Annotated in this window: 8 protein-coding genes and 2 pseudogenes; 1 reads left to right on the top strand and 9 read right to left on the bottom strand. The window is 35.1% G+C overall.

Annotation, left to right across the window (positions count from 1 at the left end; genetic code table 11):
• The 8 genes and pseudogenes from I4N53_RS12725 to hprK form a co-directional block, all read right to left on the bottom strand.
• Positions 1-63 (bottom strand): annotated as a pseudogene (locus tag I4N53_RS12725) (transposase); the annotation flags it as partial.
• Positions 64-111: 48 nt separating this feature from the next.
• Positions 112-282, bottom strand: a pseudogene (locus I4N53_RS11205) (MerR family DNA-binding transcriptional regulator); the annotation flags it as partial.
• Positions 283-394: 112 nt separating this feature from the next.
• Positions 395-1,801: an AmmeMemoRadiSam system protein A gene (gene amrA, locus I4N53_RS11200; protein ID WP_214496271.1), complete on the bottom strand. Its 1,407-nt coding sequence runs from the start codon at positions 1,799-1,801 to the stop codon at positions 395-397.
• Positions 1,802-1,933: 132 nt separating this feature from the next.
• On the bottom strand, positions 1,934-2,533 hold the full coding sequence (locus I4N53_RS11195; RefSeq protein WP_214496270.1) for a YesL family protein: 600 nt from the start codon (positions 2,531-2,533) through the stop codon (positions 1,934-1,936).
• 13 nt (positions 2,534-2,546) lie between these two features.
• On the bottom strand, positions 2,547-4,025 hold the full coding sequence (locus I4N53_RS11190; protein ID WP_214496269.1) for a long-chain fatty acid--CoA ligase: 1,479 nt from the start codon (positions 4,023-4,025) through the stop codon (positions 2,547-2,549).
• 12 nt (positions 4,026-4,037) lie between these two features.
• Complete coding sequence (locus tag I4N53_RS11185) at positions 4,038-4,976, bottom strand: ROK family protein (RefSeq protein WP_003866607.1); 939 nt, start codon at positions 4,974-4,976, stop codon at positions 4,038-4,040.
• Positions 4,973-5,710, bottom strand: coding sequence for a phosphatase (locus tag I4N53_RS11180; protein WP_214496268.1), 738 nt, complete (start codon positions 5,708-5,710; stop codon positions 4,973-4,975). The genes I4N53_RS11185 and I4N53_RS11180 overlap by 4 nt, the downstream gene beginning before the upstream one ends.
• 15 nt (positions 5,711-5,725) lie before the next feature.
• Positions 5,726-6,643 carry an HPr(Ser) kinase/phosphatase gene (gene hprK / locus I4N53_RS11175; protein ID WP_009052761.1) on the bottom strand — a complete coding sequence of 306 codons (918 nt, stop codon included), beginning with the start codon at positions 6,641-6,643 and terminating at the stop codon, positions 5,726-5,728.
• A gap of 146 nt (positions 6,644-6,789) precedes the next feature.
• Between hprK and I4N53_RS11170 the strand changes: the two genes are divergently transcribed.
• Entirely contained in the window at positions 6,790-7,770 is a 981-nt protein-coding gene (locus I4N53_RS11170) for a biotin--[acetyl-CoA-carboxylase] ligase (protein WP_214496267.1), read from the top strand.
• 318 nt (positions 7,771-8,088) lie between these two features.
• Here the strand turns inward: I4N53_RS11170 and uvrC are convergent, their stop codons facing one another.
• Positions 8,089-9,936, bottom strand: coding sequence for an excinuclease ABC subunit UvrC (gene uvrC / locus I4N53_RS11165; protein WP_214496266.1), 1,848 nt, complete (start codon positions 9,934-9,936; stop codon positions 8,089-8,091).
• Positions 9,937-9,949: the final 13 nt, after the last annotated feature.

Here is a 9,949-nt window from a genome sequence, read left to right as displayed (position 1 = left end):
GTCTAATACTATTTGTTTGTCTTGTTGATTTAGAAAAATGAGTTTAGCCTGTATTACTATCATGCTTTTTGCTCCTTTGTCCGTAAATTTTTGCTGCGAAAGATGTTACTATTGCTTTTTTGTGGACACTCCTTCATACAAAACTACTTTAGGTTTTGGTTTTTCTTCCAGCATGCCTAATAACTTCTCTATATCTTCTTTTTTGTATCTTCTTCCTTTTGGTGTTCTAACTGGGGTTATTAATCCTTCCTTTTCCCAGTTTATTAATGTAATTCTGCTTATATCATATAGCTATTTAACCTTTTTTATAGTTAATAACATTCATTATCACTCAATTAAAGGTGTATCATTTTTTACTACTAATTCCAACTGTTTTGACCTCCTTTTTACCTTACTATTTATGTCTTTCAACTTCAAATTTTTCTATGGTGTAATCCTCATCTGGACTAATTCCAGCTTTTCTCAAGGCAATAGAAATTTGTTCTTCAACAGTATCTACTCCTTCTAAGTCAGGTAAAAGCAATCCTGAACGATAGCCGCTTCTTACTATTACTCCGTATTTTTTAGGGTCAAGTTCTTCTTTTGATTTAACAGGTTGAGGAGGAGTTAAAACATCAACAGAATACTCTATATCCTTTAACTCGTGTTCTTCGACAGGCTCAAAGCGGGGGTCTTCAAAACCTGCACTTATAGCATTTCTTATTATCTCCTCTGCTATGTTCTTTTGCTGTGGAAACACTGTACCTATGCATCCTCTTAATTCCCCATCTTTGTGAAGAGAAACAAAAACTCCCGCTCTCCTACTATACATCTCTTCCGGCAAACCTTGTGGTACTGGCATTGTCTTTCTATTTTTCACATAATATTCAAGGCTTTCTCTGGCAAGTTTCACATAGTGGTCTTCTTTTTGCCTTATCTCTTCAATCCTTTGTCTTTTTAATCTGTACAATTTTTCTACCAGACTTGTGCCTTTGTACTCCCCAACGTCAAATTGTACAACACCATATCCTACCCCAAAAGGTCCCTCATGAGATAATACTCCCGCTTTAACCTCATATCCATCTAGAGCTCCCAGCATAACACAAACCGATCTAAATCCACACTCTGCAGCTTCTTCAATTAGGCCTTTGTCCATTCCAATTATTTCTTCTACCTTCATTTCAGAAAGCAAGTCCAGAAGTTTTTTGTCAAAAACTTCTCCCTTTGGCGTATAGCCATTCGGACTATTGGGAGTCAATTTGTGAGATAAATCCCCACTGGCGATAAAAACGACCTTTTTGTTTGAATTTCTTATAGCATCTCCAATTGCAGTGCCAAATTCATAAAGCTGTTCAAAGGACAAAAATCCATAAGAAATATGAACTAATTTAAAGTTAGAATAATGTTTTGTAACAAAATATAAAGGTACAATAGTTCCATGGTCAAGTTTTTTTGAAAGGGCGTATCTTTTGATTAATTCATCATTTATCTCTGCAATAGGTATATCTTTTTTTCTCGATTCTTCTACAATTTTTTCAACAAGTTCTAAATCATTCTCAAATTCAAACCTTACACCTCTTGCACCAAACTGTCCAAGGTCCCCTTCTAAACTAGGAAAAACAGTCACTGCCACAGCATCTCTAAAAACGTATCCGTGAGGAGTGACAACTACTATTGTATCAGGCTTTTTTTCTTTTATGCTGCCTGAAACAGTATTAAGTGAATCTATCGTCTTTTGAATCTTTTTTTCTTCTCCTCTCCCTACTTCAGGTACGATTATAGGTGGATGAGGCATGAGATAACAAGACAACAAGGTTCCCATTTTTAACACCTCGAAAAATTTATTTTTCATATATTGATTATACCACAATAACAAAAGCTTCATCCCTTATAAATTAATATTAGGGTGAAGCTTTTTAAAAATTACATAATTTTAATGCCTGTGTTAATTATTTTATTTCTCATCTTTCTTTATATACTTCCTAATTATTCCCTCAAAAATCATATCTATTATATAAGCTGAGCCACTTGCTAATATTATAAAAACCAATATTGGTATAATGTTGGCAAGAACAAAAGCAGCTAACAACGTCAAAATTATAAGCATTGTTTGGGGTAAGTGTCCAAGTCCTAATATAAATGAAGTCTTCCATAAGTTAAAGAGACTTCCTTCATAATATTGGCTTGTCAAAAAAGTATAAATTAATGTAATTAAAAACATAAACCCCATTGACAATAATAAACCAGCAAGAATATATCCAAAAACTGTGTTTTGATGTGTAAAAAATTTTACATCTACATAAAGTATTAAAATAACAGCAACAGTAACCACAAAATTTATAAGCATCCAATGAAAGTGTTTTTTAAAAGCTTTCCAAAATTCTCTCCATACTCCTTCTCCTTCGTCTTTTCTTAAAAGATGCACAGAATGAAGAAGAGCTTCTGTAGAGGGAAAAAGTGTCACAACAGGAAGCGAAAATACAATCCACAGAAAGTTTAATATCATTAAATCACTTATAAAATAAGCTATGTCATAAAGTTTTGAATCTCTCATTGCATTTTCACCTTTACATCTCTTTTAACAATTTCTTTTCTATTTTTCCTGCCGCATTCTTAGGTAGTTTAGGTACAAACTCAAAAATCTTTGGAATTTTATATGGTGCCAGTTTATTTTTTAAAAAGTTTTGAAGCTCCTTTTTGTCGGCTTTTGCTCCCTCTTTTAATACCACAAAAGCTTTGACTTCTTCTCCCTTTAACTGGTCTCCTATACCTATTACAGCCACTTCTAAAACAGCAGGATGCTCTAACAAGGCATCTTCTACTTCTCTTGGATATACGTTAAATCCACCTAATATTATCATATCTTTTAGTCTGTCTACAATGTAAAAATATCCGTCTTCGTCTTTTTTTGCAAGGTCACCTGTATGAAGCCAACCACCCCTTAAAGTCTTGGCAGTTTCTTCTGGCATGTTGTGATACCCCACCATTATATTAGGCCCTTTTAAAACAAGCTCTCCTATTTCTCCAACGGAAAGTTCGTTGTCATTTTCATCTACTACTTTCGCTTCAACACAAGGAAGTGGCAATCCTATAGACCCCGGTTTCCTTATAGCATCAGGTTCTAAAGGATTCAAAAGTGCAACAGGAGCCGCTTCAGTTAAGCCATAGCCTTCTACAAGCGGAAAATTAAATTTTTCCTCAAATCCTCTTTGTATCTCAGGAGCTAAAGGAGCTCCTCCAGATATTGCTAACCTTAATGCTTTAAACTGACCTTTTTCTGCCATTCTCATTAAAACTGCAAACATTGAAGGCACACCGCAGAATACGATTACATCTTCATTGGTTAGCGTTTCCAATGTATCTTTTGGCATAAAACTTTCTTTTATCGTAATAGTAGCACCTAAATAAAACCCAAGAAGTATGTTAACTGTCCATGAAAAACTGTGAAATAAAGGCAATAAAGCCAAAAAATTATCGTTTGGTCCCAAATCAGAAACTTCATCCAACGCTTTTACATCAGCAAGGAAATTATTGTGAGTAAGCATTGCGCCTTTTGGTTTCCCTGTCGTTCCAGAGGTATATATATACGTACATACCTCGTCTGGTTCTATTTCAACATGTTGAGAAGGACCCATTTTTAAAATTGCATTAATGGTATTTTCATCTAAAACGACCACATTTTTGAGATTCAATCTTCCTAATTGAGACTTATCAATTTTTTGAGCTATTAAAGGATGAATGACTATAGTATTAGCACCTGATTCCATAATTATATATGCAATTTCTTCAAGTGTAAGCATCATGTTTAGCGGTACAACAATTGCCCCTGCTTTAGATGCTCCCATAAAAGAAAAAATATATTCAGGGCAATTAGGAAAACTCAATGCTACTCTATCACCTTTTTTTACACCTATTGATTGAAAGAAAGAAGCGTACTTATCTATGAGAGAGTCAACTTCTCCGTAACTATAGATTCTATCTTTAAACTTTATTGCAACATGATCGTCAGACACTTTTGCGTTTTTGTGAAGTTCATGAATTTTCATAATTATCCTCCTTTAACTTAATATAGCAGCACCGATGATCCCTGCATCATTTCCAAGCTCTGCTTTTCTTATGTCAGCATAAGGAAGGTCTTTGAATAAAATATTCTCTGCCACTTCTTTTTTAAGAGGTTTTATGAGAAAATCCCCTGCATTTGCAACTCCGCCACCCAATATTATCACTTCAGGGTCAAACATGTTTATCACATTTACAATCCCAATAGCTAAGTATTTGACATAGTCATTAAAAATCCTCATGGCGTCTTCATCATACTGCTTCGCAGCATCAATTACGTTTTTAGCCGTTATGCTGTTTATATCTCCATTTGCAAATTTTAAAATAAGAGAATTGGGATTCTTCTCTACTGCCTTTTTCCCTTCTCTTATTAAAGCAGTTGCTGAAGCATATGTCTCTAAACATCCAATTTTACCACAGTTACATCTTATACCATTGTCTCCTATCACTATGTGTCCAAGCTCAGGTGCAAAATGATGTGCACCATTGTATATTTTACCATCAAGGATAAAACCAGAACCTACTCCTGTTCCTAAGGTAATTGTCACTGAGGACTTAGAACCTTTGCCAGCCCCATATGCTGCTTCTGCCAAAGCTGCTACATTTGCGTCATTGTCCATATATATTGGCAAATCAATGTATTTTCTTATTTCTTTTGCAAGAGGAACTTTTGTCCAAAAGAGATTCACCGCTCGTATTACTATGCCTCTTTCGCTATCTGCTACACCCGGGACTCCTATTCCCATTGACTTAATATCACTTCCACTTAGATTACTCCTCTTAATAAGTTCTATAGCTATATCCGCTATGTCTTTGGCAACTGCTTCATAACCCCTTTCCGGTTTTGTCGGCCTGCTACCTGTAGCTACTATACGTCCCTCTTCATCCACCAATCCAACAGCAATATTAGTGCCTCCAAGGTCAACACCAATTCTCATTCTTCCTCTCCTCCAATTTTCCGTTTTTTCTCTTTAAGATATTCTTTTATTTTTCCAACATCAGTATTAAGCACTAAATCTTCAGTTATACCGGCATTCTTAATAACTTTGAGAGCTTCCTCAAACCTTCCTACATCAAAGCTTACATGTGCATCGCTTCCCACAGCAATTTTTACTCCCATTTCTTTCGCTTTTTTAGCAATGAGAAAACAATTTTCTTCACTGCCTTTTCTTGAACTTACAAAGGAGCTGTTGTTTATTTCAATAAATTTGCCGAATTCTTTAGCAGCCATTAAAACTTTTTCAATATCTATTGGATAGATGGGATTCCCAGGATGTCCTATTATATCTACATAAGGGTTTTTTATAGCATTTATAATAGCTTTTGTGTTTCTTTCTATATCGTCACTTGGTTCAAAACACACGTCATGTAAACTGGCAATCACTATATCTAGTTTTTTAAGTATTCCTTCTGGTAAGTCCAAATTTCCTTCTTCATCCATTATATTAACTTCTACCCCTTTTAATATCTCCACCCCCTCTATTTTTTCAGGTAACACTTTTAAATTTCCAAAATACCAAAGGTGAGCAGCTCCTGGCATTTTAGGTCCGTGGTCTGTCATACATATAAGTTGAAGCCCTTTTTTATAAGCCTCCCTTGCGTTTTCTGTAATAGTGCTGTAAGCGTGACCGCTGGAAATTGTGTGAGTGTGAGTATCCAAAACTAACTTCAACTTTATCCTCTCCCTTTAATTCCCTATTTGTTTTAATAATTTTTTGTTAAGTTCGTGAGCAGCGTTGTATCCCATTTGTTTTTGCCTGTGGTTCATCGCTGCTACTTCTACTATTATCGCGAGATTTCTTCCTGGTCTTACAGGTATAGTAAGCTTTGGAACTTTGACATCTAAAAATTTGATATAATCGTCTTCTAATCCTAACCTGTCGTAGTACTTATCTTCGTCCCATTCTTCCAATTGAATAACTAAGTCTATGTTCATAGAATTTCTAACAGAACCCACACCATACAATGTCTTTATGTCAAGTATGCCAATACCTCTTATCTCAATAAAATGCCTTATTATCTCAGGTGAACTCCCTTGAAGCTTGTCCTCACTTATCTTGCTGATTTCCACCGCATCATCAGCAACCAGTCGGTGTCCCCTTTTGATTAGCTCTAATGCCGTTTCACTTTTACCTATGCCACTTTCTCCTAATAAAAGAACACCTATACCATACACATCTACAAGGTCTCCGTGAATAGTAATTTGTGGTGCTAACTTTTCATCAAGGTAATTAATTAATCTATTTATAAACTTGGTAGAAGCTTCTTTTGTCCTTAAAAGGTATCTATCGTGTTTTTGCGCAGCATCTATGATCTCTTGACGAATATTTAAATCTCTCGTTACAATAAGACAGGGAATGGGATAATTAAAAAACCTGTCTGCTCTTTCAGCTAATACATCATCTGGCAACTGTTCTATAAAAGTTGTTTCAACTTTTCCAATGATTTGCACTCTTTCGTAAGCAAAATGCTCATAAAAGCCGGAAAATTGTAAGCCCGGCCTATTTACATCACTTGTAGTTATATCTATTTTATTATTTTTGGCCTCAACAATAACTTCCAAATTTAAATCCTTTATCAAAGTTTCAACAGGAATCTTATCCACTTTTTCACCTCCAGCCAGCAACAAAACGCTGCATTTAATTCAATTATATTATTTAATGTAAAATAAGTAAATAGACAAAACCTTTTCTTCTTGGAAGATGTAAATTATAATATGTTTATAGCCATATAAACTTTTGAGGTGAAAAAATGTTAAGGTCAAAGCTTCTTAAACTTTTAAAAGAAAACAAAGGGGAATATATCTCTGGGCAAAAACTTTCTGATCAACTCAACGTCTCAAGAACTGCTATATGGAAACATATAAATGAATTAAAAAATGAAGGATACCAAATAGAAGCCCATCACAAGCTGGGGTATATGTTAGTTTCTGAGCCTGATTTGTTAATTTATGAAGAAGTATCCCCTTATCTTACTACAAATTTTATAGGAAAAAATTATATACATAAGTTAGTCATTGATTCTACAAACAACTTCGCAAAAGAAATGGCATCAAAGGTTCCTGATGGTACAGTAATTATTGCCGAAGAGCAGATAGCAGGAAGAGGCCGATTAGGAAGAAGTTGGATATCTCAAAAAGGCTGTGGCATCTGGATGTCTATCATTTTAAAACCAAATATACAGCCACAGGAGGCACTTAATCTCACACAAGTAGCGGCAATTTCTGTAGTCAAAGCTATTGAAGAAGTATTTCATGTAGAAAGCAAAATAAAGTGGCCAAATGATATAATACTAAACAATAAAAAAGTGTGTGGAATATTGACAGAGATGAGTTCAGAAATTGACAAAATAAACTATGTGATAATAGGAATTGGAGTCAATGTAAATTGTGACAATTTCCCTGAAGAATTAAAAGGGAAAGCCACTTCCTTGTACTTAGAAACCAACTCTAAAGTTGATAGGAAAAAACTTACCGCCAGCATTTTAAATAACCTGGAATTTTATTATAATGCATATTTACAAAAAGGCTTTGAATACATAAGACCTATATGCATTGCAAAATCTATAACAATAGGAAGAGAGATAAAAGTTATTTACAATGAAGGTGAAATGGTGGGAAAAGCTGTAACTATTGACAATAATGGAAGTTTGATAGTAGAAACTAAAGAGGGTAAAAGACTTAGTATTATGTCAGGAGATGTATCTGTAAGAGGTTTACTGGATTACATTTAAGCGTCAAGACAAAATCTTGACGCTTAAATTTGTTGACAAAGTCAAAATTTTCTAAAGAAGATATTTTGCATCGTCGCTCCAGAGTTCCAAAGCGACAAAACTAAACTCGACCTTCGGGCTCCGGCATGGTACCGGGCACAATCGGCATCCATGCCTTAAGGTGCCCGCCTCCGCCATCCGTGGCTTCGGCCCTGCCTCCACCCTCGGTCTCACTAAGTTTTGTTAGCGCTTTGTCACAAGTCGCGCCAAACGCAAAATATCTTCTTTTCGAAAGTTTGTCAACAAGCTGAAGCATCCAAGACAAAATCTTGACGCTTTTTATTTTCTAAAATATTCATATACAGCTTGAGCAGCTTTTTCATTCATTCCTTCCACTTTTTTAAGGTCCTCCACACTTGCCCTTTTTATTTCTTCTATAGAGTTGAAAGCATCGTATAAAGCTTTTGCCCTTTTTTCACCTATACCAGGGATATTGAGAAGTTCGCTTTTAAATCTTTTGCTTTGCTTTTCTTTGTGGAAAGTTATGGCAAATCTATGAGCTTCTTCTTGTATTTGAGCAATCAGGCGAAAAGCTTTTGTAGTCATAGGTATGTCAATTTCACCTTGAGGTGATACAAGGCCTCGAGTCCTGTGTTTTGAATCTTTTACCATACCATAAACAGGAATAGAAATCCCCAAGCCACTTAACACCTGCAGTACAGCATTTACATGCCCTATGCCACCATCTACAAATATTAAATCTGGCATTTCAGCAAATTTGGCCTTATCCTCTTCAAGTTCACCTTTTTCAATAAGCTCTTTTTCTTCAATGGCATGTAAAAAACGCCTTTCTATTACCTCTCTCATACTCTCATAATCGTCTTGTCCCTCTACATATTTTATGTTAAACTTTCTGTACTGACTTTTCTTGGGCTTTCCATCTACAAACACCACCATAGACCCTACATTGTCTTGACCTCTTGTGTTTGAAATATCATAGGCTTCAATCCTCTTGGCGTAGTCAAGTCCCACTAAATTAGAAAGTTCTAATACAACCTGGGCTTTTGAAATTTCCTCTCTTATTGATATGTCATTCTTAAGGGCTTCTAAGGCATTTTGATAAACCATATCCACAAGCTCTTTTTTCTTACCTCTAACAGGAATGGTTATAAAAACTTTATTGCCTCTCTTTTGTGATAACCATTCACTGAGAAGCTCTCTTTCGTCTAATTCCACATCAGTTATTATTTCTTTGGGAATGTAAGGAGCACCTTCATAAAATTGCTTTATAAAAGAAGAGATTATTTCTCCTCTTTCCATCCCTTCTGTATTTTTCATATAATAATGCTCTCTTCCGCTTAATTTTCCGTCTCGTACAAAGAACACCTGTATGCAGGAAATATCCGCACTTCGGGCCATTGAAATTATATCCTGCTCATCTTCTCCTACTGATACCACCTTTTGTTTTTCTGATGTCCTTTCAATAGCAAAAATCTGGTCTCTAATCCTCGCCGCTTCCTCGAACCTCAATTCTTCCGCCGCTTTTTTCATATCTTCTTTAAGTTTTTGTATGAGCCAATCCCTCTTTCCATCAAGAAAGAGAACTGCCTGATCAACTAATTTTATATAATCTTCTTTATTTATTTTGTTAGTACAAGGGGCAGAACACAATCCTATGTGGTAATAGAGACATTCTCTAACCTTACCCATGTCCTTTTCAATATTTTTGTTACATGTTCTTATTGGAAACATTTTTCTGACAAGTTTTATAGTCTCCCTCACTGCAAAAGCACTACTATAAGGTCCGAAGTATTTCGCCCCATCTGGCTCAATTCTTCTTGTAAACATTATGCGGGGATACTCTTCATTTACTGTAACTTTAATATAGGGGTAATTTTTGTCATCTTTTAATAATACATTATACTTAGGCTTATACTTTTTAATTAAGTTGCATTCCAACATTAAAGCTTCAAGTTCAGTATCAGTAACAATGTACTCAAAGTCTTCTACATGAGAAAGCATTACTTTTACTTTTGGCAATTGTTTTTCTTTGTTTTGAAAATACTGCCTCACTCTGTTTTTGAGAACTACCGCTTTACCTACATAAATTATTTTGCCACTTTTATCTTTCATTATATAAACGCCAGGTTTTTCAGGCAAAAGCTTTAATTTTTCTTCTATGGTCATTATCCATCACCTT

The organism is Thermoanaerobacter sp. CM-CNRG TB177, assembly GCF_018588165.1.
Classification (GTDB): Bacteria; Bacillota; Thermoanaerobacteria; order Thermoanaerobacterales; family Thermoanaerobacteraceae; genus Thermoanaerobacter; species Thermoanaerobacter thermocopriae.
This window is presented reverse-complemented; position numbering and strand designations above follow the sequence as displayed.

What these genes read in the sequence shown, in the direction of transcription:
- amrA (WP_214496271.1), bottom strand. Translation starts at nt 1,801, where the DNA reads ATGGGAACCTTGTTGTCTTGTTATCTCATGCCTCATCCACCTATAATC.
- I4N53_RS11195 (WP_214496270.1), bottom strand. Translation starts at nt 2,533, where the DNA reads ATGAGAGATTCAAAACTTTATGACATAGCTTATTTTATAAGTGATTTA.
- I4N53_RS11190 (WP_214496269.1), bottom strand. Translation starts at nt 4,025, where the DNA reads ATGAAAATTCATGAACTTCACAAAAACGCAAAAGTGTCTGACGATCAT.
- I4N53_RS11185 (WP_003866607.1), bottom strand. Translation starts at nt 4,976, where the DNA reads ATGAGAATTGGTGTTGACCTTGGAGGCACTAATATTGCTGTTGGATTG.
- I4N53_RS11170 (WP_214496267.1), top strand. Translation starts at nt 6,790, where the DNA reads ATGTTAAGGTCAAAGCTTCTTAAACTTTTAAAAGAAAACAAAGGGGAA.
- uvrC (WP_214496266.1), bottom strand. Translation starts at nt 9,936, where the DNA reads ATGACCATAGAAGAAAAATTAAAGCTTTTGCCTGAAAAACCTGGCGTT.